Here is a 25,330-nt window from a genome sequence, read left to right on the forward strand (position 1 = left end):
AAGCGGAGGAGCTCAGCGCAGGCTCGCGGCGAGCTCCTTCTTGCTGATCTTGCCGACCGGAGTGCGGGGGAACACCTCGACCGGCTCGACGCGGTCGGGCCACTTGTATCCGGCCACACCGCGCTCCCTGAGGAACCGCTTGATCTCCCTGAGGGTCGGCGCCTGGTCCCGCACGATCAGGAAGGCGCAGGTCCGCTCCCCCATCACCGGGTCCGGGATGCCGACCACCGCGACGTCGTGCACCGCCGGATGGGCGAGCAGGTGGTTCTCCAGCTCCTCCGCCGAGATCTTGTCACCGCCCCGGTTGATCTGGTCCTTGTCGCGGCCCTCCACGACGAGGTGTCCCGAGGGGAGCACCCGCACCAGGTCTCCGGTCCGGTAGAAGCCGTCGGCGGTGAAGGAGCGCGCGTTGTGCTCCGGTGCGCGGTAGTAGCCGCGCAGGGTGTACGGACCGCGGGTGAGCAGCTCCCCGACCTCGCCGGGGGCGACCTCCGCACCGTCGGAGTCGACCACGAGGATCTCGTCGGCCGGGGACAGCGGCCTGCCCTGCGTGGTGTCGACCAGCTCGCGGGGATCGTCCAGCCGGGTGTAGTTGAGCAACCCCTCGGCCATTCCGAACACCTGCTGCACCGCGCAACCCAGCACGTCGGGAACCCGCTCGGCCCGCTCGGCGGCGAACTTGGCCCCGCCCACCTGCAGCAGCCGGAGCGACGACAGGTCCTCCCGCGACCAGGATGCCGCCTCAAGCCAGAGCAGCGCGATGGGCGGCACCACCGCGCACACCGTCACCCGCTCCCGCTCGATGAGGGGGAACGCCTCGTCGGGTGACCCGGAGGGAGCGAGGACGACGGTGCCGCCCTTGGCGAACACCCCCAGCACCCCGGGGCAGGCGAGCGCGAAGTTGTGCGCGACCGGGAGCACCACGAGGTAGACGGTCTCGCGGGTGAAGCCGCAGACCTCGGCGCTCGCCTCCAGGTTGTAGACGTAGTCGCGGTGGGTGCGCGGGATCAGCTTCGGAAGTCCGGTGGTGCCGCCGGAGAGCAGGAACACCCCCACGTCGGCCGGATCCGGCCGCTCGTACGACACGGGTCCGGAGACGAGGCCGTGATCGGGGGCGGTGTCGCGACCGGGAGCTCGGTCGGAGTCAAGGGCGGAGCCACGGTCGAGGTCGGTGTCGAGGTCGGCGAGGGCGAGGAACTCCTGGGCGTCCCCGTCCACCACGACGTGCTCCACGGCCAGCGAGCGGGCCAGGTCACGGTAGTCGAATCCGCCGTGCGCGTCCGGGATGACATACGCCCTCGCCTCGCTCAGCTCGCACAGGTAACCGATCTCGCTGCTGCGGTGCGCGGGCAGGGCGAGCACCGGGGCGGCGCCGATCCGGACGAGGGCGAGAAAGACGACGACGAACGAGGTGGTGTTGGGCAACTGCACCACGACGCGGTCACCGCGCCGGATGCCCAGTCGCGCGAAACCCGCGGCGGTGCGCTCGGCCCGGCGGTCCAGCTCGGCGTAGGTGAGCCGCTCGTCCCCGGCCACGAGCGCGGTCCGCTCGGGGTCGCCCCCGTTCAGCACGTCACCGAGTGGCCGGTCGCTCCAGTAGCCCTCCGCCAGGTAGCGCGCCGCGACCTCCTGTGGCCAGGGGGTGAATCCCTCCACGGGTCACCTCCCCGCGATCTGGGCCACCGCGCCCGCGACCGGCTCGGCCGGGTCGCCGCCGAGCGCGACGACGTGGTTGGCTCCGTCCACGTGCACGACCTTGGGCCGGTGCGCCCGCACCTCCGCGTCGTCGAAGTTCCCGTACGAGATGATGATGACCAGGTGTCCGGGGTGGACCAGGTGGGCCGCCGCGCCGTTGACGCCGATCACCCCGCTGCCCGCCTCGCCGGTGATCGCGTAGGTGACCAGGCGGGCGCCGTTGTCGATGTCGACGACATGGACCTGCTCACCTTCGACGATGTCGGCGGCGGCCATCAGGTCGGCGTCGATCGTCAGGGAACCCACGTAGTGCAAATCCGCCTGGGTCACGGTGGCACGGTGGATTTTTCCGTTCATAAGGACCCGCTGCACTGGTCTGTCCTCTTTCCCTAAGGTCAACTAAGGTTAGCCTCACCTTATCCACTGTGTTCGGTGAGGAGAACCCCGAAGATGCTGCGCCGTCTGGCCATGGACATCAGCCCGCTCCGGACCAGCAGAGCCTTCCGCGACGTGTTCGTGGCGCGCACCGTGTCGGTCTTCGGGATCGGCATGCTGATGGTCGGGGTACCCGTGCAGGTCTACGCGATGACCGGATCGACCGTGCACGTCGGCGCGGTCTCCTCGGCCGAGGGCTTCGCGCTGCTCGCGGGATTCCTGTGGGGCGGCGTGCTCGCCGACCGGCACGACCGGCGCCGGTTGATGCTCCTCGCGCGCACCGCCGCCGGTATCGGCTTCGCGCTGCTGACGCTGAACGCCTTCCTGCCCTCCCCCTCGCTCGCGGCGATCTACGTGCTCGCCGCCTGGGACGGGCTCGCGACCGGCGTCAGCGTGACCGCGCTGCTCGCCGCGACCCCCGCCCTCGTTCCTCCCGACAAGCTGGTCGCGGCGGGCGCGCTCAACGCGCTGACCGTACGGCTCGGTTCGATGCTCTCCCCCGCGCTCGGCGGCCTGACCGTGTCGGCGTTCGGCGTCGGGTGGAACTACGCGGCAGCGGCCGTGGGAACGCTCGCCACCCTCGGCCTGCTGACGAGGTTGCCCGCGCTCAGACCGGCCGTCGAGGTCACGGAGAACCCGCTCAGAGCGATCGGCTCGGGGCTGCGGTTCGTGGCCTCGCACCGCGTGGTCGGCTCGCTCATGCTGCTCGGCCTGCTGTTCATGGTGGCGGGCGGTATCCCGGTGCTCATGCCCGCGTTCGCCACCCTGCGGCTGGGCGGCGGCCCGGCCACGATCGGCCTGCTCTACGCCGCGCCCGCCTGCGGCGCGGTGCTCGGCTCGGTCACCAGTGGCTGGGCCGGACGGTCACGTGCGCCGGGCAAGGCGCTGCTCGTCGCCTCGGTCTGCGGCTTCGCGCTGCTCGCCTGCCTCGGGCTCGCGACCCACCCGGCGCTCGCCGTCGCGATCCTCTTCGGGTACGGCCTCGTCGCGTCCGTCGAGGAGATCCTCCGCTACGGCCTCATCCAGGCGCACACCCCCGACGGTTACCTCGGACGGGTGAACGCCCTGTGGGCCGCCCAGGAGACCGGCGGCGAGGCCGTCGGCGCGCTCGGCGCGGGCGTCCTCGGCCGCTACCTCGCACCCGGCACCGCGATCGTCGTGTACGGCGCGGCCAGCGCCGCCCTCGCCCTCGGCCTCGCCCTCACGCTCACCGGCCTGCGCGGCGCGACCCTGAAGACCGACCCGCAGGACACCGAACCGGGAAAGGCCCGGTCCGGGGACGCCGAGCCGCGCCGGCCGGGGTGAGAACCGTCCAGGCAAAGGCACCGCGAAGAAACGACTGGAAAAACGACCGCTCTTGCCAGATCGTGAGAAGCGACAGCAAACCCCCCATGTCCCGTGCCGACGCAGGACCGCCGGTGACGCCCGCCCGACGAACCACGGCCCGGCCTCTGGGGGAAACCGCAGGAACGACGAGAGGAAGAACATGGCTCAGACGACCGCCGCCCTCCTGCTGCTCGTCGCCCTGACCGGCGGCACCGCACCGGCGCAGTCCGGCCTGACCCCGGCGGAAACGCCAACGGTCGCCCTCGCACCGGTTTCGGCCGCCGCCCCGGCGACGGGCGCCGTCGCGCGAGGGAGGGCCACCGGTCCGAACCTTCGAGCGTGTTACGACGGAAGGTGCAAGCTCACCATCTCGAAGGCGGTGCGGTTCCGGGTCAGCCCTCGATTCGGCGTCACCCGGCTGTCCGTCTCCTTCGGCCGGGATTTCGTGCGGGTGCGGGCCACCGGTCCCGGTGTCACCTCGCAGGCGGTGCTCGGCCTCCGTTCGACGGGGTCGGTCAACGGCATCGGCGTACGGGTGGTCTCGCTCTCCCGGAACAAGGCGGTGCTGAGGCTTTCCCCCGTCCGCTGACCGCGACGACCATCCCCTCCGCTCGCGAGCGGAGGGGATGGTCGCACCGGAGGCGCGGTCCCGGGCGACCGGCACCGGTTACCGCGCCCCCAGGCGGTCATATCTCGCCTGGGGGCGCGGACCGTCAGCCGGACTCCCTCACACCCAGGCGCTCGGTGAGCTCGTCCTCGGACATGTCCTCGACCATGAGCCAGATCTCGGCGACCGCCTCCAGCCTGCCGGGGACCTCCTCCATCTCGACGAACCGGCGGGCGACGCGCGACACGGTCCGCTCGGTGAACAGCGCCCGCAGCGGGAGCGAGGAGGCGTCGAGTGCCTCGCGCAGTCGTGCGATGACGGTGGTGGCCAGCACCGAGTCACCGCCGAGCGCGAAGATGTCGTCGTGCGCGCCGACCCTCGGCACGCCGAGCACCTCGCCGACGACCCGGGCGAGCACCCGTTCCAGCGCCGTGCCCGGCGCCGTGTAGGGCGTGCCAGTCTCCCATGCCGCCGCTGCGACGAGGGCGGCGAGCGCCTTGCGGTCCACCTTGTTGTTCGCGGTGAGCGGGAGCGCCGCCAGGGGCACCAGGAGGTCGGGAACCATGTGCGGGGGCAGCAGTTTTCGCACGTGGGCGAGCAGTTCCCGTGTCGCGCTCTCCTCGGGCCCCGCCTTTCCCTGCCCGGTCTTCTCCAGGCCCGCCCCTTCCCGCCCCGTCTCCTCCGTCCTTGCCTTCTCCTGCCCCGTCCTCCGCGGCTCCGCCTCCTGGTCCGCCTCCCCGGCGAGCACGACCGCGGCGGCCAGGCGCGAGTCGGCGAGGAACGCGACGGCGCGGCGCACCCGGGGGTGGCTCTCCAACGCGGTCTCGACCTCGCCGAGTTCGATCCGGAACCCGCGCACCTTCACCTGGTGGTCGCGCCGTCCCAGGAACTCCAGCGTGCCGTCGGGCCGGTAGCGGGCCATGTCCCCGGTCCGGTACCAGCGGATGCCCTCGTGGACGACGAACCGGTCGGCGGTGCGCTCGGCGTCGCCGCTGTAGCCGTCCGCGACCCCCGCGCCGCCGATCCACAGCTCGCCCTGCGCCCAGTCGGGGCGGTCACGCCCGGCCTCGTCGACGACCCGGCAGGCCACCCCACGCAACGGGACGCCGTACGGGACCGATGTCCAGTCCGCGGGCACCTCGCCGTCGACCTCGATCACGGTCGAGTGGATGGCGGTCTCCGTCGTACCGCCGAGCGCGACGAACCGTGCCCCCGGCGAGCGTTCCCGCAGCAGCGCGGGCAGGTGCGTGCCGACCCGGTCGCCGCCGAGCAGCACCAGCCGCAGGCTGGGCGCGGGGCCGGTGCGCAGCAGCATCTCCAGCACCGACGGCACGCAGTTCAGCACGGTCACCGACCACCGCTCGACCAGATCGGCCCAGCGAGTGGCGTCGCGACGGTCGTCCTCCAGCGGGATCGCCACGGCGCCGCCGGCCGACCACAGAGCGAACAGGTCGAACACCGACAGGTCGAAGTCGAGGGCCGACACGGCGAGCGACACGTCCGCCTCGCCGACCGAGAACCGCTCGACCAGATCGCCGATCGTGTTCATCGCGGCCCGGTGCGAGACCTCGACGCCCTTGGGCTCCCCGGTGGAGCCGGAGGTGAACAGCACGTAGCCGACCTGGTCGGGCGGGACGGGCACCGGCCCGTCCAGCGGCGCGGGGTGCGTCACGGCCGAGGTGAGCGAGACCACGACCCCGGCCGTCCTGAGGATCCTCTCCCGCCGGACGGCGGGCTGCCCCGTTCCGACGGGCACGTACGCGGCCCCGGCCGCCAGCACGCCGAGCACCGCCACGGCCTGGTCCGGCCCCTTGGGCAGCTCGACCGAGACCCGGTCACCCGGCCGCACCCCTCGCTCCACGAGATGGGCGGCGACGCGCAGGGCACGGTCGGCCAGCTCGCCGTACGTGAGCGTGCCGCCATCGCCACCGACGTCGTCGGCGCCACGAGTGCCGCCCGTGCCATCGCCGCCCCAGTGCAGCGCGGGGAGGCCGGGGGTGCGGCGCGCCCGCGCGAAGAACTCCTCGTGCAGCGTCCGCGCGGGCGGCGGCGGCTGGGCGTTGAGCTCGTGCCGCAGGCGCACCTGGTGCGGCGAGGCTCCGATGCGCAGCGGCTCGCTCCAGTCGGCGTCCGGCGCGCCCAGGCGGGTGATCGCCCCCGTGTAGGCGGCGAACATCGCGTCGGCGACGCCTTCGGGGAAGGCGGGGTCGCGTACGTCCCAGTTCAGCAGCAGTCCGCCGGAGACCTCGGTGACCTGGGCGTCCAGGAGCACCTGCGGCCCCTGCGAGATGATCCACCCCGGCTCTCCGAAGCTGCGCCGCGCCCGGTCGCCGAACAGCTCGCCGAGGTTGAGCGCGCTGGTGTAGACGATCGGCGCGAGCACCTGCTCGCCCCGCGACCTCGACAGGTCCCGCAGCACCTCCAGGCCGGAGTAGTCGCTGTGCTCACCGGCCGTGTGCATCAGCGTCTGAACCTCGCGGGCGCGCTCGGTGAACGGCAGTTCCCTCGACAGGTCGGCCTCAAGCAGGATGGAGCCGGTGAAGTCTCCGACCACGGCGTCCACGTCGGGGTGGATCGGCTCGCGGTGGAACAGCGGCAGGTTCAGCAGGAAGCGCGGGGTCGCCGACCAGGCGCCCATCACCTCGGCGAAGACGGCGGCGAGCGCCATCGCGGGGGTGACGCCCTCGCGGTGGGCGCGGGCGATGAGCCGCCGCCTGTCCTCGGGAGGCAGCCAGTGGTGCTTGCGGACGACGCGGTCGCCCGGTTGCGGCACGACCGGCAGCTCGGGTGGCCCGGACATCTCGCCGAGCCGCTCACCCCACCAGCGCCGGTCGCGGTCGCGTGCCTCGGCGCGCGGGTCGGCGGCGAGGTAGCGCGCGTAGCCGTAGCCGATCGGCGGCAGGTTCTCGCCCTCGTACAGCGCCGCGAGGTCGGCCAGCAGCGTGCGGTAGCTCATCGCGTCGGCGGCGACCATGTCGACGTCCAGATGCAGCCGCGTCGCGCCGGAAGGCAGCAGGCTCAGCCGCACGTCGAAGACCCGGCCCGTCTCGATGGGGAGCCGCTGGGTGGACATCTCGGCGCGCAGCCGTTCCAGCTTTTCTGCGGGATCCGGCACGGCGCGCAGGTCGTGCACCGTGACGGCGGGGCCCGGCCGCTCCGGCAGGATGCGCTGGGTTCCCTCGTCGGAGATCGCGACCCTTAGCATCGGATGCCGCTCGGCGAGTGCCACGACGGCCGCCTCCAACCGGGCGGGGTCGATCTCGCGGCCGTCGAGTTCCACGTAGAGGTGCGCGGCGACGGAGCCGAGCGACTGGCCGGAGTCCCGGCCGATCCAGTAGGCGTGCTGCATGAGCGCGAGAGGGAACGGCCCGTCAGGTTCCGCGTCCTCCCGTTCCGCGGCAGGGGCGGGAACGCCGTCGAGGGCGGCACCGGAGCCGAACCTGGAGCCGTAGCCGGACTCGATCCCGGAATCCGAAGCGGAACCGGCCTTGGTCCCGGGAGCGGACCCGGAAACAGACTCGGAAGCGGAGTTCGGGGACGGAAGCGGGTGCGGCGCGATGGCGCCGCGCTCGGCGAGCAGTTCCCACCACTCGGCCAGCGTGGGCCGCCGCGCGAGTTCGGCGAAGCCGACCTCGACTCCGAGGCGGCGCAGGCGGCCGGTCAGTCCCATCAGCTGGATCGAGTCCATGCCCAGCTCGATGAGATTGTCGTGTGCCTCCACCCGCTCTCCGAGCAGGTCCGTCAGCGAACGGCGCAGTTCTTCCCTGGTCAGCACGAAGCTCCCCTTAAGTCAGGTAAGGCTAACCTAATTTAGAGGCGTTCGGCCGTCAACGCGCGTCTCATCACGACTCGCGGATCCAGGACGCGCGGCCTCTCCGAGCGCCACGGCCCTCAGCACGCCGTCACCTCGAAACACCCGGCCGCTCACGCCCGTCCTCGCACTCCCTCGGTCGAGAGCAGCCAGACCAGATAGACGCCGCCGAGGACCCCGGTGACCACGCCGACCGGCACCGCGACCGGCAGGTGCAACGTCACCAGGTCGCTGAGCACGAGCAGCGTCGCGCCCATCAGCGCGGCCGGTACGAGCTGCGTACCGGGCTTGCGGGTGAGTCCGCGCGCCAGTTGCGGCGCGGCGAGCGCGACGAACGGGACCGGCCCCACCGCCGCGGTCGCCACCGCCACCAGCCCCACCCCGATCACCACGAGCGCGGCCCGCGTCCGCTGGACGGGCACGCCGAGCGCCTGGGCCGCGTCGTCCCCGAGCTCGCCCATGCGCAGCCGGCCCCCGAAGGCCAGCGCGGCCGGTACGAGGACGGCCATCGCCAGGGCGAGTGGCCACGCGTGCTGCCACCCCCTGCCGTTCAGGCTGCCGGTGAGCCAGAACGCCGCCTCGTACGCCTCGCGCAACTCGGCGCGGGTGACGAGATAGGCGTTGAACGCCTCGAGCATCGCGGCCGCGGCGACCCCGACCAGGACCAGCCGGTAACCGTGCACCCCGCCCCGGTAGGCGACCAGGTAGACGGCGAGCGCGGTCAGCACCGCGCCGAGAACGGAGCCGGCCGCGACGGCGACGGCGCCGCCACCGATGACCAGGATCTGCAGCAGCGCGCCGGTCGCCGACCCCGTCGTGAACCCGATGATGTCCGGGCTGCCCAGCGGGTTGCGCGTGATGCTCTGGAAGACGGCCCCGCTCAGGCCGAGCGCCGCGCCGGCGAGCAGGCCGGTGAGCGCCCTGGGCAGGCGCAACGTGAGCACGATGAACTCCGTGGCCCGCTCCCCCCGACCGGTCAGCGCCCCCACCACCTCGGCGGCGGAGACGGGAAAGTCACCGCTGCCGACCACCGCCACCGCCGTCCCCAGCGCGAGGGCCACCAGCGCGGCACACACCATGACGACGCGCGGCTCCCATCGCAGGGACATCGTCCCGACGCGCAGGACACGATTCGTGCTCACAGCTGCGGAACCCTTCCGCGACGGACCATCAGTGCCAGGAGGGGAGCGCCGAGGAACGCGGTGACGAGGCCCGTCTCCAGTTCGCCGGGCGCAGCGACCACGCGCCCCAGGACGTCGGCGGCGAGCATCAGCACCGGCGCCAGCAGCAGCGAGTACGGCAGCACCCAGCGCTGGTCGGGGCCGACCAGCGCCCTGACCATGAAGGGCACCGCCAGCCCGACGAACGCGATCGGGCCCACCGCCGCCGTGGCGGCACCGCACAGCACCACGATCGCGAGCGCCCCCAGCGCGCGGGTCCTGCCCGGCCTGGCACCCAGCGCGCGCCCGGCGTCCTCCCCCAGGGCGAGGGCGTTGAGCGGGCGCGCCAGGAGAAGCGCCAGCACCGTTCCCGCCAGCAGGAACGGGCCGATCCGCACGAAGAGGGCGAGGTCACGCCCGGACAGCGAGCCCACCTGCCAGAAGCGGAAGCCGTTGAAGCTGCGCGGGCTGAGCAGCATCATCCCCGCCGTCAGCGAGCTGAACACCGCGTTGATCCCGGCGCCCGCGAGGACGAGCCGCGCGGGTGTGGCGCCGGAACGGCCGCGCGCCCCGATCAGGTAGACGAGCAGCGCGGCTCCGGCGGCTCCGAGGAACGCCGCCCACACGTAGACGAGGACGTCGTCCACCCGGAAGAGGCCGATCACCGTCACGACCGCCACCGCGGCGCCGCCGTTGACACCGAGCAGTCCCGGCTCGGCCAGCGGGTTGCGGGTCAGCGCCTGCATGAGCGCGCCCGCCAGTCCGAGCGCCGCCCCGACGGCGACCCCGAGCAGGGTGCGCGGCAGCCGCAACTCCTGGATGATCAGCGCGTTCTCCGAGCCGTCCGGGGAGAACACTCCGGCCAATGCCTGGCCTGGCGGGATGTGCTTGGCGCCGATCACGATTCCGGCCAGCACGGCGAGCAGCAGCAGGCCGCCCAGCAGGAACAGACCGGCGAGCCTTTTGGCGAGGTACGCGCTCTTTACGGGATGAGGCACGCGATTAAAGTTAGCCTAACCTAACTCGGGTGGCGAGGGAAAGATCCCGCTCCCCGGGGAGCCCGGCCGGTGACCCGCGAGATCGTACGGCGGCGGCGCTGAGGACCCGCTGAGGATCCGCTGAGGACCTAGGTCCCTACAGGCGAGGTCGTGAGAGGACTACCATCCGAGGCATGATTCGCGTGTTCCTGGTCGACGATCACGAAGTGGTACGGCGGGGCGTGGCCGCGCTGCTGGAGTCCGAGGGCGACATCGAGGTGATCGGCGAGGCGGGGACCGCCGAGTCGGCGGTGGCCCGCATTCCGGCGCTGCGGCCCGACGTCGCCGTCCTGGACGTACGCCTGCCCGACGGCAACGGGGTGGACGTGTGCCGGGAGGTCCGCTCCAGGGTCCCGGATCTGGCCTGTCTGATGCTCACCTCCTTCGCCGACGACGACGCCCTGTTCAACGCGGTGATGGCGGGCGCGTCCGGCTACGTGCTCAAGCAGATCCACGGCTCGGATCTGGTGGGCGCCGTGCGTACGGTGGCGGGCGGCCAGTCGCTGCTCGACCCGCAGACGACCTCGGCCATGCTGGCGCGGCTGCGTGAGCAGGCCGCCCGCAAGGACCCCCTGGAGGCGCTGACGGACCAGGAGCGGCACATCCTGGAACTCATCGGCGAGGGCCTGACCAACCGGCAGATCGGCGAGCGGATGCACCTCGCCGAGAAGACCGTCAAGAACTACGTCTCCAACATGCTGTCCAAGCTCAGCATGGAGCGCCGCACTCAGGCGGCGGCCTTGTCGGCGCGGCTGAAGTCCCGCCGGCAGGATTGACAGGATCTCCGCCCGACGCCGAGGTCACCGGCCTCGGGCGGATCGTCACCGCTTCGGTCGTCGCCACCACTCCGGTCGCGCGGGACGCTCCACCCCGGCCGGGTGCCACGCCGTTCGGGTGTCTCGGTGACGAAGGACCCGCCGTGCGGGTTACCGGACGACCGCGAGGAGAGTGGTGGCGGCCGAGGTGAGGCCGAGGTCGCCGCGTGTGCCCGAGCGTCGTCGCGCCTCCTCGACGGTGATTCCCCGGCCGGCGAGACGCCAGAGCACATCCTGATCCATCGTGACGTGCGCGACGGGTTCGTCCACCGTGTCGCCAGGAGCCATCTGCCATCGACCGGCCTGTCGTGCGACAAACCAGACACCGCCCGCCGAGCCGGTGACGTCGAATCGCATGACCGTGCCCTCGGGACGGGTCTCGGCCCGCAGGGTGTGGGGCAGCGCGCGCAGGAACGTGTCGATGACGGGGCCCAGCAGATCCGGGTCGTCGGCGCCCGGGCGGGAGACGGCATCGCGTATCTGCTGCTGGTGGACCCAGAACTCCGTGTATTCGCGGGCGATGTCGAGCCAGGCGGGACTGGTCAGATCGGTGGCGGCCCAGGACACGTTCAGATCGGCGGGGGCGTCCAGGTCGCGGACCGACCACAGGGCGTCGAGCTCGGGGCCCAGGTGGGCCAGCAGCTCGATCATCACCTGCGGGCTGCATTGACGAAACGCCCGGACGAACTCCTCGTTGACACGTGCCAGGTAGGTGGGCAACGTCTCATCGTCGGCGAAAACGGCGCCGCGGTACCCGTCCCGACCACCCGAGAGCCGACGCAGGTAGTCGTTGAGAACGTGTCCGACGACGTCATGGACATTCCACCCCGGGCAGACCGTCGGCCGCTCCCAGTCCTGCGGATCCAGTGATCCGAGCAGGTCGAGCAGCGCGCGACGTTCGCGTGGGAACAGAGGCCGGGTGTCGATCACGGGACCGAAGATCGTCATGCCGTGACAGTGAACCGTCTCGGCACGACACCTGGCCACAGGTTTTCGCGCCGAGGGCTTCGAGTAGGTTCTCGGCCTCGTCGGGGGCGACCCCGTCGAGCACCGTACCGAGGTGGGCGGCGAGCGCCTCGGTCGCGCTCGCGCCGACGAACACGCCGCCGTCGGTCATGGGGAACGCGATCCCGGCCGCGTTCGCGTCGCCCGGTGCGGCCAGGTAGTCGCTCTCGACCACCCAGGAACGTTCCAACACCTCGTCCCTGCGGCGCGTCACCAGCCACCGGTTCGGCACGGCGGGCACCCGCGTCTTCCCGTCCTCCTGGACGAGCCGGGTCAGCGCGTCCGGAAGCGACCAGTGCAGGTGCACTCCCGGCCCGAGCAGGAAGTCCTGCCTCTCGAAGGGGTCCGGGAGGATCTCCTCGCTGATGTACGGGGTTCCCGGCCGGACGTCCCGTTTCGTCATGAGATCGACATACGGCAACCGGGTGAAATCCACCGGCTCGACGACTCCGACCTCGTCCTTCGAATAGAGCGCCGCCAGACGCACCGGAACCACGAGCACATCAGCCATTACGCCCCTCTCGCCCCACCATCAGACCGACCGCCACACAATAACGATATGTGCAACATTCCAGGAAGGCCGAATTTCGGGGCTGTAACACGGAGAGAGTTTATCCGCAATTACCGAGAAGCCTCATTCACCTATCCAACTCCGAGGACCTGAGCCCTCGACACGTCTCGCCACCTCCCTGAGCTGCATTGACAATTCAGCGTCGCCGATTTTTACGGATCCGCCATTCGCCGATCCACCCTCTACCCATTCATCCACTACAAAAGGGACGAAAGGCCGACCCGCCTTTTATTACCACTTTTTCCGCACGGCGTTACGCATCGCCCCGCGGTTCACCTTCGAGCCCGCCGCCCAGGGCATGACAAAGCCCTCACACCCCATTTCGCGAACGCGCCGGAAATCCCGGCGAACGAGGCGCACCCGCCCATGCGTCATCGACGCGCGCCCACCCCAAAGAGGCCGGAGGGGCACGGCGTCAATGCGTCAGGGCGAAAACGTCACCCGGCTCTCGACTCGTGCGACACCCCGAGGTGCGCGGGGATCGCCGGACTCGCCGGGATCGCCACCTCACGCCACTTCGAACCGGACGGTGCTTCCGTGCGTGGACCGATCCCCACCGTTTCGAGCGCCCTGCGATAGGCGTTCATCTGCTCCTCGGCCGCCCCGGCCCGGCCCCAGAGGTCACCGATCTCACGCCAGAGCCTGGCCGACTCCCGGTCGACGACGGGCGCCCCGGAGGCGCCCGGATCGGTGAGCAGCTCCTGCGCCTTCACCAGTGCCGGGCCCCCGTTTTTGGAGCGTGCCAGAGCCAGTTCGGCCAAAACCACGTGTGCCATCGCCGGCACCGTCCCCCGCACGTCGGCGAGCAGGCCGAGAGCCTGCTCGGCCAGACCGGTGGCGGCCTCCACGTCCCCGGAGCGCAGCCGCACGCGGGAGAGCACGACCAGGCCACGGGCGTGCTCGATCGTCCCGGCCGACAGGCGCGAGAGAATCTCGACCGCCGAGGCGGCGAACTCACCCGCCCGGTCGAGGTCGGCGTCCTCGGGACGCACGGCGGCGATCCATGCCCAGCGCATCGCGCTCTGGACGTGGCGGATGGCCATCCGCGCGGGCCGGCCCGCGGCGACGGCCTCCGCCGCGAGCCGCGCGGCGAGCGACGAGTCCTCCTCCTCCGCCGCGGCCGTACTGGCCCGCCACAGGCTGAGAACCTCCGAGTCGCGGTCAACGGCGTCGGGCAGCGGGGAGATCGCCAGCACGCGCTCGACGTACGCGAAGTCGATCTCGGTCTCGGCGAGCACCGCGGCGAGGTCGAGGGCGAGCTCGCCCCGGTCGAGCCCGAACCGCTCGGCCTGGGCCAGGGCCTCCAGCCCGAGATCCCGGGCACGCATCGTGTCACCGGCACGGTGGTAGCAGCGGCAGAGCGCCACGGCGACGGGAAGGACGGCGAGACGCTCGGGATGCGTCACGGCCTCGTGGCGAAGCCGCTCGTAGACCTCGACCGCCCCCGCCGTGTCCCCCTGGGCCTCCAGCGCGCGAGCATGACCGAAACGCGCCTGCGCCGCGAGCACGGCGCTGTCGTCACTCGCCGCCTTGGCCGTGTCGGCGAAGAGCTCGGCCGCGGCGGCCGGGTCCCCGTGACACAGTTCGAGTTCGGCCTGACGCAGGGCGAGCCCGGTGTCGACGCGCTGGTGCGGCTCGATCCCGTGGAGGAGGAACTCCATGCCGCAGCCGAGCCGGTCGGCGAGCAGGCGCGTGACGACCGGTGTGGGGGTCCGTTTTCCTGACTCGATGAGCGAAACATAACTGTCAGACAGGTCTGGCCCGGCCAACTGCGCCTGGGACATGTGCCTGCTCAACCGCAATCCGCGGATGCGGTCACCGATGGTTGCTTGACCGGCCATCACCAGAGCCGTTCCGTCGGCGGCACGATAAGATCCACGCCCCACTCCTTACGCACGGTTTACTGTCAATTACAGTAGATCGTACTGCTCTTCCTGGCTAGCGGAGCCGTAGCAACTGACCGTTTCGCACAGGTTTCGCAGCGAGTGTCACCGGGGCGAGCGGCACGCCCGCTCGCCCCGGTGCCGGCTCGGTCGAGATCGCACACCGCGCACTCCACGTGACAACCACCCCGACGAGGCCGCCCGGCGGTGCGCACACCGGATCAAGCCTCAGGCACGGGTGAGAATCACCACCGGGATGTCGCGAGCCGTCTTGCGCCGGTAGTCGGCGTACTCGCCGTGGATTCCCACCATCTGCTCCCACAGGGCGGCCTTCTCCCGCGCGGTCGCGGTCCGCGCGACGGCGGTGAACACCTCGGCCTGCACCTGCACCTCGACCTGCGGCAGAGCCACCACGTTGTGGTACCACAGCGGGTGCTCGTCGGCCCCGCCGTTGGAGGCGACGACCACGTAGGCGTCGCCGTCGCGACCGTAGATGAGCGGGGTGCGCCGCTTCAGCCCAGACCTGCGCCCGACGGTGGTGAGCAGCAGGGTGGGCCTGCCGTAGTAGAGGTGCCCCTCCGCGCCGTTCGACTCGACATAGGTGCGAAGGTGCGCGGAGACCCAGTCGGTGGGGGAATCAATGATCTTGTCGCTCATGCCGGACACGCTATCGACCCTCGGCGACATTTCTTGATCCACGCTTCCGGCCGCGCACCGATCCGGCCTCGCCCTCCTCGCCGCCTCGTTCCGCGATGAGGGTCGCCGGCCGCCGGACCGACGCGTACGACGCGACGGGTGGCCCGCCTACGTCGTCCGGTGATCGCCTCTGGCCTGGTCGTGACGCGCACGGGCCTCCATCACCGCGGGCATCTCACCCTCCAGCCACTCGATGAGGTCGAGCAGGCGTGCGGCCGCCTGGGCGCCGAGCGGCGTGAGACTGTACTCGACCTTCGGGGGGATGGTCGGCTCGGCCTCGCGGTGGACCAGGCCGTCGCGCTCCAGTGCCTGCAGGGTCTGGGCGAGCATCTTCTCGCTCACTCCGTCGACCCGGCGGCGCAGGGCGTTGAAGCGATAGGTCCCCTCGTGGAGCGCGACCATGACCAGGATGCCCCAGCGGCCGGTGATGTGCTCCATCGTCTCGCGCGAGACGCATCCGCGCATGAAGACGTCGAAGGTGAGCTGACTGAACTCGTCCTGCGGGATCGCGACCCGGTCGTCCATCCTTCCACCCTACTTTCTCGCCACACCACCCCAAAGAGAGTACTAACTTTTAGTTGGCGCTATCTATTAGTTAGTACTAACCTGGCGGCGAACCCTTCGAGCGAGGAGAAGTGAAATGATCGTTGTCACCGGTGCCACCGGCCGGCTCGGCCGCCTGGTGGTGGACGGACTGCTGGAGAGCGTGCCCGCCGACCATGTCGTGGCCGCCGTGCGGAATCCCGGCAAGGCGGCCGATCTGGCCGCGCGCGGCGTCAAGATCAAGGAGGCCGACTACGAGCGGCCGGAGACGCTCAAGGGAGTCTTCGCGCCCGGCGACACGGTCCTGTTCATCTCCGGCGACGCCGTCGGACGACGACTCGGACAACACCGCGCCGTGGTGGACGCCGCCAGAGCGGCCGAGGTCGCCCGCATCGTCTACACCAGCGTGCTGCACGCCGACACCACGCCCCTCGCACTGGCCGCCGACCACCGAGGCACCGAGGAACACATCCGCGCCTCCGGGATCCCGTTCACCTTCCTGCGCAACGGCTTCTACACCGAGGTCTACGCGGCGTCCGTCCTTCAGGGCGTCGAGCACGGTGTGATCTTCGGCGCCGCCGGTGAGGGCCGCGTCGCCAGCGCGGCCCGAGCTGACTTCGCGGCCGCGGCCGTCGCCGTGCTCACCCGCGAGGAGGACGGCGACAAGATCTACGAACTCTCCGGCGACACCGCGTGGAGCCTGCCCGAACTGGCCGCCGAGGTGTCGGCGGCCACCGGCAGGCCGGTCGTCTACCAGGACCTGCCGCACGCCGACTACCGCCAGGCGCTGATCGACGCGGGCCTGCCCGAGCCGGCGGCGACCATGTACGCCGACATCGACCTCGACATCGTCCGCGGAGCCCTCTCCCCCACCCCGGGCGAGCTCAGCGCCCTCATCGGCCGCCCCACCACACCGCTGCGCGAGTCGGTGGCCGCCATCCTCAAGGAGGCGTGAGCCCTCGCGACGAAGCCGCCGTTCCGACGTGGGCGGTGGGTCCTGCGAGAAGACGGCACCGGCACCGTTGAGCCATCGGGGCCTTCCGGAGGCTCAACAGCCCCGCAGCAGGTCCGCGACGGTGGCGATGCCGTCGGAGACGGCGTCCGAGGTCAGGTTGCCGAATCCGAGGACGAGCCGCGCGGGAGACGGCCGCCCTTCCGGGGGGCCGAGGAGATAACCACTCATCCCGTACAACCCAACGGACCGGCGGCGGGCGGCCTCGACCACGGCACGCTCGTCCGCGCCCGGCGGCAACTGGGCGACCGCGTGGAAACCGGCGGCCAGCCCGCGCAGTTCGACCTCGGGCGCGTGCCGACCCAGCGCCTCGACGAGGGCCGCGCGCCGGGCGGCGTAACGTGGCCGCATATGGCGCAGGTGGCGGTCGTATTGACCTGAGCTCAACAGATCGGCGAGCGCGAGCTGGTCGAAGGCCGGCGAGCCCCGGTCGGCGAACCGCTTCTGGTCCGCGACGTCGGCGGACAGGCGAGGCGGGCAGAGGATCCATCCGAGACGCAGAGCCGGGGCGAGCGACTTGCTCACCGAACCGATGAGCGCCACCCGGTCGGGGGCGAGTCCCTGCAGGGCACCGACCGGTTCGCGGTCGTAGCGGAACTCGGCGTCGTAGTCGTCCTCGACGATCGTCGCGTCGCGGGCGACGGCCCAGGCGATCAGCGCCTGTCTCCGGTCGGGAGCCAGTACGACACCGGTGGGCGACTGATGTGCGGGGGTGAGGAGCACGGCGCGCGCACCGGAGGTCGCGAGCGTGCCGACGTCGATACCGCGCTCGTCGACGGGCACCGCGACGAGGTCGAAACCCAGCGCCGTGGCGACGGCGCGGCAGTCGGGGTCACCGGGATCCTCCACGGCCACGACGCGCACCCCCTCCCCCGCCAACACCCGCAGAACGAGTTGCAGTCCCTGCGCGTACCCCGCGCACACGACGGTGTGGGACGGGTCGGCGGCCGCGGCGCGGACCCGCCGCAGGTAGGCGGCGAGCACATCGCGCAGCACCGGGTCACCGTAAGGATCGCCGTAACCGAGCAGGTCACCGGGCGCATCGCGGCAGGCGCGCCGCAGGGCCCGGCTCCACCGCTCGCGGGGGAAGCTCGACAGGTCGGGCACACCGGGCCGGAAGTCGATCCGAACGGGCCCGGTGAACGCGGTGGACTCGGGCGGCAAGGAGAGGGAGGACGGCACGGCGGGCACGGGCTGTGGCTCGGCCACCGGCGGGCGGGCCTCGGCCGCCACGCGGGTGGCCGAGCCGCCACGTGTGACGAGGTAGCCCTCGGCCTGTAGCTGCGCGTAGCACTCGGTCACCAGGCCTCGGGAGACGCCGAGGTCGCGGGCCAGGACGCGTGAGGAGGGGAGCCGCTCCCCTGCTGCCAGCCGACCGGCGCGGATGCTCTCGCGCAGCGCGCGTTCGAGCTGCACACGCAGTGGTTCCGGCCGGTTCCTGTCGATACGCAACAGGAGTTCGGGCCCCGAACCGGTCCACTCGATCGACATGAAAGCGGACCTTACCGCTGAGCCGGTTCCGCTCTAGGGTCGGCCCATGGATCACCAGAAGGGCGCCTCCGCGGAGACTCCCGGCGGCATGGGGCCCGCGGGGAGCGACGGGGAGACCCGCAGGAGCGGCAGGGATCTCCAGAGGGTCTGCGAGGAGACATCGAAGGACGCGGGAAAGAGGCCGCGGGACGGCACCGGCATCCTGAACCGCCCGATGGTCCTGTTGCTGACCGCCTCGCTCGGTGCCCTCGGCGGCTTCTACCTGCTGGCGCCCGTCGTCCCCCTGTACGCGGCCACATCCGGCGCGGGCGGTGTGGGAGCGGGCCTGTCGACCGGCGCCATGATGCTGGGGACCGTGCTGACGGAGTTCGCGGTGCCCGCGCTGCTGCGTGCGCACGGCTACCGGACGGTCATGGGACTGGGCCTGTTCCTGCTCGGAGCACCCGCCCTCCTGTTGCCCGCGTCGGCGTCGATGCCCCCGCTGCTGGGGATCTGCCTGGCACGGGGTGCCGGGCTCGGGCTCGTGGTGGTGGCCGGTGCGGCCCTGATCGCCGAACTGGTTCCCGCCGATCGGCGCGGCGAGGGACTGGGACTGTACGGGGTGGCCGTCGGGGTCCCCTCCATCGCCTGCCTGCCGCTGGGACTCTGGCTGAGCGAGCACGTCGGCTACGGGCCCGTCTTCGCCGCAGGGGCGGCGCTGTCACTGCTCGCGCTGGCCGCCGTTCCCGGTCTGCCCTCCCGTCGAGCGCGGCCCCAGCGGCACGAGGAGGGGCACGAGGGCAACGGCCGAACTCGGCGCGGGCCCGCCGTCCTCCGCGACGGCGGGATCGCCAGGCCCGTGCTCGTCTTCGCCCTGGTGACACCGGCGGCCGGTGTCCTGCTCACCTTCCTCCCGCTGGCCGCACCGGGGCGGTCACGCGATCTGGTCGCGGTGGCCCTGCTCGTGCAGTCCTGTGCCACGCCGTTCGCGCGCTGGGCGGCGGGCCGGTACGGCGACCGCCACGGTTCCGCCCGTCTGCTGGCCCCCGCCGTCCTGGCCGCCGCTCTCGGCACGGCCGGACTCTTCTGGGTGGACAACCCTGTCGCGATGATCGTCGGCATGGGGCTCTTCGGGGCGGGATACGGCATGGCCCAGAACGCGACCCTGGCGCTGATGTTCGAGCGTGCCCCCGAATCCGCCTTCGGCCAGGTGAGCGCGACCTGGAACCTCGCCTACGACGCCGGGCTCGGCGTAGGCGCGGTCGGGTTCGGGTTTTTGGCAGGACCGGTGGGCTACCCTGCGGGATTCGCCGTCACCGCCGGCGTGCTGCTCACCGCACTCGCACCCGCCCTGTACGACCGGGCGAGGCACATCCCGGTGAAAAAACACGAGACACGACGACATGACCCGCGTCAGGAGAGCGATGACCTCCCGCCCGCCACGGGAGACACGCGTCCATCGGCGAGGGTTTCAACACCCGAGCCCTGACGACCAAGGCGTGACAACGGGGGCCCGGCGACACGGGTTCCGGCGACAAAGGGGAAATCTCGTGGGAATGGTTCTGCTGAACATCACGATGTCGATCGACGGCTTCGTCGCCGGCCCCGACGTCAGCGTCGAGCGCCCCATGGGTGAGGGCGGCGAACGGCTCCACGAATGGCTGTTCAACGACGACGCCGACCGGGAGGTGGACGCCGGGGTGCATCGGGACCTGTCCGCCTCGACGGGTGCGGTGGTGTTGGGCAGGCGGACCTTCGACGTGGGCGTGGGCCTGTGGAAGGACACACCGTTCCCCGCGCCGTCCTTCGTGCTCACCCACGAGGATCGGGAGGAGCTGTCCATGACGAGCGGGACCTTCACCTTCGTCTCCGACGGCCTCGAGAGCGCGATCCGGCGGGCTCGGGAGGCGGCGAGGGAGAAGAACGTCCTCGTGATGGGCGGGGCGGACATCGCCGAACAGCTCGTGAGAGCCGGACTCGTGGACGAGATCCAGCTCCAGCTCGCACCGGTGCTGCTCGGGACGGGCGTCCGGCTCTTCGACCGTCTGGCCGGTGACCACGTCGAACTGGAGAGGACCTTTGTGGCCGGGTCGGCACGCGTCACGCATCTGCGGTTCCGCGTGCTGAGATAAAGGAGGGCGCCGCTGGAACCTTCCGTCCATCAGGGCTCCGTTACACGTCAGGCTCCTGCTTCGCGCCGGTGGGAGCCTCCCCGTCGTTCGCGGGCACCTCGGGGAAGTTCCGTCCCCACCACGCGTTCCAGCGGGATTCGAGATCGGCGAACGCGCCGTCGTCGAGGCCGTATGTGGTGAGCACCATCATGGCGGCGCCCCCCGGATTGGCGGGCGAGGGCGGGTTCTGCGCGGCGACCAGCAGGCCGTCGCCCCAGCCGTCGACGGTGAGACCGAGCTGGTTGGCCGAACGGAACCGGACCTGACCGCGCAACGTCTCCCCGGCGGGGGCCCGCAACTCGTACGGGCTCGCCGGAGGCAGCCCGGCGACCGCGGCGAGGCCGGTGGCCTCCAGCACCGGTGTGGCCGCCGCACCGGAGAGGAAGACCGTGCGCCGGTCGGCGTCCGGGTGCCGTTCCAGGGCGAACGCGAGCTGGTGGACGAAGGTGATCCAGCCCTCACTGATGTCGTCGTAGTAGTCGTCCCACTCGGGGTTGTCACCTCGCGGAGCGCGGGTCATCCGCAGGTGCGTACGGCCGCCGAGGTCGGCCAGTTCGAACAGGTCGCCACCCTGGACCTCCATGCGGCGCTCGGCGGCCGACTCCACGACGTTCTGGTGGTAGATGACCTCGATCTCCTCGTCGAGACCCTCGAAGTGCCAGCCGTGCCAGCGTCGGATCAGCTTGGGGTCGCGCAGCGCGTTCCACACGTCGTCGACAGGTGCGGCGATGGTGACCTCAAGGGAGAACGGCTCGTCTGTCATGGGATGTCTCCAACGTGGGAACCCCGGGCCATGGGCCGGGGAGGGGATGTCAGCTGCTGGTTTCCGGCGCCTCGGGGACCGAGGGCCCGTCTCTTTCCGGCGTGTCCGAGGTGTCGTGCCCGCCGGTTTCCCGCGGGCCGGGCGCCGGATGTCCACCGGCGACGAGACGGTAGGGCCGCCCGCCGGGAGTGTCGAAGCGTGCCGCCACCTGTGAGAGAGCGTCGGCGAGCGCGTCGGTGAAGTCGTGCACGTCGCCGGGCTCGGCGAAGCGCACCCGCGCCTCAAGGGTGAACGTCAGCAGCCGGACGCCCTTCCGGTCGGCGGCGGCGGCCATGCGAGTGACGTCGCGCACGGTGTCGGCGGCCACCTCGACGAGATGCTCGGCGGCGTACTGGTCGGCGACCCGGCAGAACCCCTCGGCCACCTCGGCGCCCCCGTCGTCACCCCCCTCACCGCCGCCGGTTCCGTCCGCCTTACCGGCTTCGTCGGCTCCGTCGGCTCCGTTTGGTGAGGTGAGCACGCCGGGATCGACGAGGAAGGCGTTCGCGGTGACCCTCATGACGCGCTCGACGAAACCGCGCCGTGGGCGCTCTTCCACCAACTCGATCAGCCCGGCCTCCTCCAGCACCCTGAGGTGGTATCCGACCCGCTGGCGCGGCAGCTCCAGCTCGATCGCGAGCTGGACCGCGGAGGCGGGCTCGCGCAGGCGGGCGAGAAGCCGCCGGCGGATCGGGGTGAGCGCCACGCGCAGCCGGTCGGGCTCGTCCATGAGTGTCATCTCGGTCGGCGTCACGACCCCATGGAACCATTAGACAAATTAATCTGTCAATTGGCGGATCGGCCGGCCGCCACCACAAGGAGTCGCGATCACATCGGCGGCCGGCCCAGTCGTCGCCGCCCGGTGCGCGTCAGTCGTGGCGCGGGATGCCGGAGACCTCGTGATCGGCGTGGAAAAGAGCCTCACCGATGAGCGCGCGGACATGGGCGTCGCGGGCCCGATAGAGCACGCGGCGGCCGTCCCTGCGGGTGCGCACCAGTCCGGCGAGGCGGAGTTTCGCCAGGTGCTGGGAGACCGAGGGGCGCGCGACCCCGATCGCCTCCGCGAGCGAGCCGACGTCGTACTCCCCTGACGACAGCAGCCACATCAGGCGCAGCCTGGTGGCGTCACTGAGCATCCGGAACGCCTCGACGGCGGTCTCCACCTGAGCGCCGGTGGGTTGCTCCTGCGACGACTTGTCACCTGATTCATTGTCGCGTGCATACATGACTACATATACTCCGGGAAAAGCGCATCGGCCGCAAACGAGGTAGCCATGTCCGACCAGCAGGACGCCGGTTCTCCGTCCCCCCGCGAGTCCACCGACTCCGGCTCTCCGCACGATCAGCGCCACAAGCCCGCGCACGGACATGGGCATGGGCATGGGCATGGGCATGGGCACGATCAGCGCCACGAGCATGGACACGGACACGGATCCGTCCATGAACACGGACATGAACGACAGGGCCCCGCCGGTCGCCGGTTCGTAAGGCTGCTCTCACGCGCCGGCCACGCCCTCACCCCGCACAGCCACGACAGCGCGGGCAGGACCGACTCCGCCCTGGAGTCCAGCAGTCGCGGGTTGCGCGTGCTGGCCGTCTCCTTCGCCGTGCTCATGGTGACCGCCGTCCTCCAGGCGGTGGTCGTGGCCTTCTCCGGTTCGGTCGCCCTCCTCGGTGACACACTGCACAACGTCACCGACGCGCTCACCGCGATCCCCCTCGCGATCGCCTTCTTCCTCGGGCGCCGGGCCGCCAGCCGCAGGTTCACCTACGGCTACGGCAGAGCCGAGGACCTGGCCGGGATCGTCATCGTTCTGATCATCGCCGCCTCCGCCGCGCTCGCCGGGTACGAGGCCGCGCGGCGCCTGGCGGATCCCCAGGAGGTGCGGGCGCTCGGCTGGGTCGCCGCGGCGGCGGTGATCGGCTTCGCGGGCAACGAGTGGGTGGCCCGCTACCGGATCAGGGTCGGGCGCCAGATCGGATCGGCCGCGCTCGTCGCCGACGGACTGCACGCCCGCAGCGACGCCCTCACCTCGCTGGCCGTGCTGCTCGGCGCGGGCGGTTCCGCGCTGGGCTACCCGATCGTCGACCCGATCGTCGGCCTGCTGATCACGGTAGCCATCTGCTTCGTCCTCAGGGACGCGGCCCGCGCGATCTACCACCGGCTGATGGACGCGGTCGATCCGGCCCTGGTCGATCACGCGGAGCGGATCCTGGCCGCCACCCGCGGCGTGCGGCGAGTGGGGTCGGTGCGGCTGCGCTGGGTGGGCCACACGCTGCGCGCCGAGGTCGACATCGTGGTCGGTGAGGACCTGTCACTGCTCCAGGCGCACACCGTGGCGGTGGAAGCCGAGCACCGGCTCATCCATCACCTGCCCCACCTGGGTGCCGCCACCGTGCACGCCGACCCGGACGACGGGGAAGGCGCCGATCACCACGCCGTCCTGGTCGGACACCGGCACCGGTAGGCGCTCCGTACGAGCGGCCCGCGGTTCCCGAGCCAAGCTCCCTCCCCGCGAAGGTGCGGGCGGGCCGATGGAGCCTTGCCCGCGCGAGCCCGGCGCGGGAGTGGTCCTCACCGGCTTCGGCATCGCGAAGGCGGACGTACCCATGCGAGCCCGGCGCGGGAGATGTAGTCTCACATGATCACCGTCGCGGCCCGTGGACCGGATCGGCCCGGCCGCAAGCCGTGGCGGCTCACCCCCCGATCCAGGAGAAGCGGCTGCGTTGGCCGATCACAGCAGAGGACGCCCCGGCTGGTTGCACGTCGGCCCGCTGGAGGCGCGGTTGACCCGCACCTGGGAGCCTGGCACGTTCCCACCGGCGGAAACGCTCCTCGCGATACTCACACTGGCGGCCGTGCCGCAGGCTCTCGCCACCCGCCTGACCACCCACCTGAGCGGCGGCATCGTGGTGGGTCCCGGGTCGGTGCCCGACCTTCCCGGCTTCGAGTGGCTGCGCGGTGTCGCGCTGCCCCTGCAGGCGGGCCACTGGGAGCGCAGCGCGGGTGTGTACGATCCCCGGCAGCGGCGGATCGGGGTGGGGAGCGCGCCTTCGCCCTCGGTGTCGGTGTGCGGGCACGAGATCGGCCACGCCACCGACCACATGGACCGGCTTCCCTCGCACTCGTCCTTCTGGACCGGCCTGCACGCCCGCACCCGTGACCGTCTTCGGCCGCCCTACCGCGACGACGTCACCGAACTGTTCGCCGAGGCCTTCGCCTGCGTGCTCACCCGCAGGGCCACCCGGCTGCTCCACCTGATCGGCGAGGAGACGGAGGCCGAGCAGGTGTACCACCGGCTGTCCGGGCAGTACGGCATCGGCTGACCGTGGGCGTGCCACGACCCCCGGAGCTATGCTGAGCGAACAGCGGTCAGGAGAGACGAAGGGAAGGCCACGCGATGAACGTGACCATGCTGCCGGGGGGCACCCTCCGCGTCCCCGCGACGACCACGCTGGACAACGGCACCAAGGTCGACGGCACCCGTGACATCGGCCGCGACGACCCCGAATACCCCGACTGGCTGCCCCTCGCTCAGGACGAGGACGAGCAGCGCCGCCGCGACGTCGAGGAGCGCGACTCCGACCGTGAGATCCTGACCCGCTGGCGCACCCGCCGGAGCGCGTGATCCCACCCATCGCTCGCCCCCTGTGCGCGAAACCGTGCGCGAACCGGCCTGCGGCACCTCCCGTGACTCCGCTGTGAACGGCCACGTGCCGCGGATCTCGCGCTGGTTGCGCACCCGCCCCGCCCGAGCGGGCCGTACCCGCGTCCTGGCGGTCGAGGGACGTTCGGGGTCGGGCAAGTCCACCCTCGCCACCGCCGTGGCCTTGGAGCTGGCCGCGCCCGTCGTACGGATGGACGACCTCTATCCCGGATGGGACGGCCTGCGGGGAGGGGCCGGCGCGCTGGTCGAGTGGGTGCTGCGGCCGCTGAGCCTGGAGCGGCCCGCGCGATGGCGGCGCTACGACTGGGCGGACGGCGGCTACGCCGAGTGGCACGAGGTCCCGGTCACCGAGATCCTGGTTCTCGACGGCACCGGCTCCGGCGCTCTCGCCGCCGCGCCGTACCTGAGCGGCCTGCTGTGGCTGGAGGCGTCCGACGAGATACGCAAGGCCCGCGCGCTGGAGCGCGACGGCGATCTCTACGCTCCGCACTGGGACCGCTGGGCGGCCCAGGAGGAGCTTTTCCACGCCCGCGACGACGTCCGTGCCCGCGCGGACCTGACGATCGCCACCACCTGAGGCGCGGGGAAGCCGGACCGCCGCCCCCGCCGATGTTCGTCGGCCG

At 71.5% G+C, this 25,330-nt stretch carries 24 protein-coding genes; 10 read left to right on the forward strand and 14 right to left on the reverse strand.

What is annotated here, in order from left to right; genetic code table 11:
- Nucleotides 1–12: 12 nt before the first annotated feature.
- Complete coding sequence (locus ACFY3V_RS19675) at nucleotides 13–1,656, reverse strand: (2,3-dihydroxybenzoyl)adenylate synthase (protein WP_389775053.1); 1,644 nt, start codon at nucleotides 1,654–1,656, stop codon at nucleotides 13–15.
- A 3-nt stretch (nucleotides 1,657–1,659) separates the two neighbouring features.
- On the reverse strand, nucleotides 1,660–2,067 hold the full coding sequence (panD, locus tag ACFY3V_RS19680) for an aspartate 1-decarboxylase (RefSeq protein WP_389775056.1): 408 nt from the start codon (nucleotides 2,065–2,067) through the stop codon (nucleotides 1,660–1,662).
- 78 nt (nucleotides 2,068–2,145) lie between these two features.
- Between panD and entS the strand changes: the two genes are divergently transcribed.
- A complete protein-coding gene (gene entS, locus ACFY3V_RS19685) occupies nucleotides 2,146–3,435 on the forward strand; it encodes an enterobactin transporter EntS (RefSeq protein ID WP_389775063.1) in 1,290 nt (429 codons plus the stop codon).
- A 181-nt stretch (nucleotides 3,436–3,616) separates the two neighbouring features.
- On the forward strand, nucleotides 3,617–4,045 hold the full coding sequence (locus ACFY3V_RS19690) for a hypothetical protein (protein ID WP_362901441.1): 429 nt from the start codon (nucleotides 3,617–3,619) through the stop codon (nucleotides 4,043–4,045).
- Between the two features lie 124 nt (nucleotides 4,046–4,169).
- Here ACFY3V_RS19690 and ACFY3V_RS19695 read toward each other — a convergent pair whose 3' ends face one another.
- The 3 genes from ACFY3V_RS19695 to ACFY3V_RS19705 all read right to left on the reverse strand — a co-directional run bounded on the left by ACFY3V_RS19695 (nucleotide 4,170) and on the right by ACFY3V_RS19705 (nucleotide 10,032).
- Nucleotides 4,170–7,838: an amino acid adenylation domain-containing protein gene (locus ACFY3V_RS19695; RefSeq protein WP_389775067.1), complete on the reverse strand. Its 3,669-nt coding sequence runs from the start codon at nucleotides 7,836–7,838 to the stop codon at nucleotides 4,170–4,172.
- 149 nt (nucleotides 7,839–7,987) lie between these two features.
- Nucleotides 7,988–9,016, reverse strand: a complete 1,029-nt coding sequence (locus ACFY3V_RS19700; protein ID WP_389775070.1) for a FecCD family ABC transporter permease — start codon at nucleotides 9,014–9,016, stop codon at nucleotides 7,988–7,990.
- Complete coding sequence (locus ACFY3V_RS19705; protein WP_389775073.1) at nucleotides 9,013–10,032, reverse strand: FecCD family ABC transporter permease; 1,020 nt, start codon at nucleotides 10,030–10,032, stop codon at nucleotides 9,013–9,015. Before ACFY3V_RS19705 ends, ACFY3V_RS19700 begins: the two co-directional genes overlap by 4 nt.
- A 173-nt stretch (nucleotides 10,033–10,205) precedes the next feature.
- Between ACFY3V_RS19705 and ACFY3V_RS19710 the strand changes: the two genes are divergently transcribed.
- On the forward strand, nucleotides 10,206–10,847 hold the full coding sequence (locus tag ACFY3V_RS19710) for a response regulator transcription factor (RefSeq protein WP_350947273.1): 642 nt from the start codon (nucleotides 10,206–10,208) through the stop codon (nucleotides 10,845–10,847).
- A gap of 150 nt (nucleotides 10,848–10,997) precedes the next feature.
- Here ACFY3V_RS19710 and ACFY3V_RS19715 read toward each other — a convergent pair whose 3' ends face one another.
- The 5 genes from ACFY3V_RS19715 to ACFY3V_RS19735 form a co-directional block, all read right to left on the reverse strand.
- Nucleotides 10,998–11,816, reverse strand: a complete 819-nt coding sequence (locus ACFY3V_RS19715; RefSeq protein ID WP_389775290.1) for a maleylpyruvate isomerase family mycothiol-dependent enzyme — start codon at nucleotides 11,814–11,816, stop codon at nucleotides 10,998–11,000.
- Nucleotides 11,698–12,402, reverse strand: a complete 705-nt coding sequence (locus ACFY3V_RS19720) for a hypothetical protein (protein ID WP_389775077.1) — start codon at nucleotides 12,400–12,402, stop codon at nucleotides 11,698–11,700. Before ACFY3V_RS19720 ends, ACFY3V_RS19715 begins: the two co-directional genes overlap by 119 nt.
- 497 nt (nucleotides 12,403–12,899) lie before the next feature.
- Entirely contained in the window at nucleotides 12,900–14,303 is a 1,404-nt protein-coding gene (locus tag ACFY3V_RS19725; RefSeq protein ID WP_389775080.1) for a helix-turn-helix domain-containing protein, read from the reverse strand.
- A gap of 270 nt (nucleotides 14,304–14,573) precedes the next feature.
- On the reverse strand, nucleotides 14,574–15,002 hold the full coding sequence (locus ACFY3V_RS19730) for a nitroreductase family deazaflavin-dependent oxidoreductase (protein ID WP_350947270.1): 429 nt from the start codon (nucleotides 15,000–15,002) through the stop codon (nucleotides 14,574–14,576).
- A gap of 147 nt (nucleotides 15,003–15,149) precedes the next feature.
- A complete protein-coding gene (locus ACFY3V_RS19735) occupies nucleotides 15,150–15,566 on the reverse strand; it encodes a winged helix-turn-helix transcriptional regulator (protein ID WP_389775085.1) in 417 nt (138 codons plus the stop codon).
- A 115-nt stretch (nucleotides 15,567–15,681) separates the two neighbouring features.
- Here ACFY3V_RS19735 and ACFY3V_RS19740 point away from each other — a divergent pair, with 115 nt between their 5' ends.
- Nucleotides 15,682–16,539, forward strand: coding sequence for an NAD(P)H-binding protein (locus ACFY3V_RS19740; protein ID WP_389775088.1), 858 nt, complete (start codon nucleotides 15,682–15,684; stop codon nucleotides 16,537–16,539).
- Between the two features lie 93 nt (nucleotides 16,540–16,632).
- On the opposite strand, the gene ACFY3V_RS19745 is transcribed toward ACFY3V_RS19740, so the two are convergent.
- Complete coding sequence (locus tag ACFY3V_RS19745) at nucleotides 16,633–18,087, reverse strand: PLP-dependent aminotransferase family protein (protein WP_389775091.1); 1,455 nt, start codon at nucleotides 18,085–18,087, stop codon at nucleotides 16,633–16,635.
- Between the two features lie 46 nt (nucleotides 18,088–18,133).
- Here ACFY3V_RS19745 and ACFY3V_RS19750 point away from each other — a divergent pair, with 46 nt between their 5' ends.
- Together ACFY3V_RS19750 and ACFY3V_RS19755 are read left to right on the forward strand one after the other, a co-directional pair.
- Entirely contained in the window at nucleotides 18,134–19,555 is a 1,422-nt protein-coding gene (locus ACFY3V_RS19750; RefSeq protein WP_389775094.1) for an MFS transporter, read from the forward strand.
- A 67-nt stretch (nucleotides 19,556–19,622) separates the two neighbouring features.
- Nucleotides 19,623–20,198, forward strand: a complete 576-nt coding sequence (locus ACFY3V_RS19755; protein WP_389775293.1) for a dihydrofolate reductase family protein — start codon at nucleotides 19,623–19,625, stop codon at nucleotides 20,196–20,198.
- 40 nt (nucleotides 20,199–20,238) lie between these two features.
- Here the strand turns inward: ACFY3V_RS19755 and ACFY3V_RS19760 are convergent, their stop codons facing one another.
- The 3 genes from ACFY3V_RS19760 to ACFY3V_RS19770 form a co-directional block, all read right to left on the reverse strand.
- Entirely contained in the window at nucleotides 20,239–21,000 is a 762-nt protein-coding gene (locus ACFY3V_RS19760) for an SRPBCC domain-containing protein (RefSeq protein WP_362901420.1), read from the reverse strand.
- Between the two features lie 49 nt (nucleotides 21,001–21,049).
- Nucleotides 21,050–21,793: an ArsR/SmtB family transcription factor gene (locus tag ACFY3V_RS19765; RefSeq protein ID WP_389775098.1), complete on the reverse strand. Its 744-nt coding sequence runs from the start codon at nucleotides 21,791–21,793 to the stop codon at nucleotides 21,050–21,052.
- Between the two features lie 115 nt (nucleotides 21,794–21,908).
- Nucleotides 21,909–22,265, reverse strand: a complete 357-nt coding sequence (locus tag ACFY3V_RS19770; protein ID WP_350947263.1) for a metalloregulator ArsR/SmtB family transcription factor — start codon at nucleotides 22,263–22,265, stop codon at nucleotides 21,909–21,911.
- A 360-nt stretch (nucleotides 22,266–22,625) separates the two neighbouring features.
- Between ACFY3V_RS19770 and ACFY3V_RS19775 the strand changes: the two genes are divergently transcribed.
- From ACFY3V_RS19775 to ACFY3V_RS19790, 4 genes are all read left to right on the forward strand, one after another.
- Nucleotides 22,626–23,507 carry a cation diffusion facilitator family transporter gene (locus ACFY3V_RS19775; RefSeq protein ID WP_389775296.1) on the forward strand — a complete coding sequence of 294 codons (882 nt, stop codon included), beginning with the start codon at nucleotides 22,626–22,628 and terminating at the stop codon, nucleotides 23,505–23,507.
- Between the two features lie 259 nt (nucleotides 23,508–23,766).
- The gene (locus ACFY3V_RS19780) at nucleotides 23,767–24,366 is read left to right on the forward strand and encodes a hypothetical protein (protein ID WP_389775102.1); all 600 of its coding nucleotides are present in this window, start codon (nucleotides 23,767–23,769) and stop codon (nucleotides 24,364–24,366) included.
- A 74-nt stretch (nucleotides 24,367–24,440) separates the two neighbouring features.
- Nucleotides 24,441–24,668 carry a hypothetical protein gene (locus tag ACFY3V_RS19785; RefSeq protein WP_350947260.1) on the forward strand — a complete coding sequence of 76 codons (228 nt, stop codon included), beginning with the start codon at nucleotides 24,441–24,443 and terminating at the stop codon, nucleotides 24,666–24,668.
- Nucleotides 24,669–24,690: 22 nt separating this feature from the next.
- Nucleotides 24,691–25,284: a hypothetical protein gene (locus tag ACFY3V_RS19790; protein WP_362901410.1), complete on the forward strand. Its 594-nt coding sequence runs from the start codon at nucleotides 24,691–24,693 to the stop codon at nucleotides 25,282–25,284.
- Nucleotides 25,285–25,330 lie beyond the last annotated feature (46 nt).

This window comes from Streptosporangium sp. NPDC000095 (assembly GCF_042899335.1).
Lineage (GTDB): Bacteria > Actinomycetota > Actinomycetes > Streptosporangiales > Streptosporangiaceae > Streptosporangium.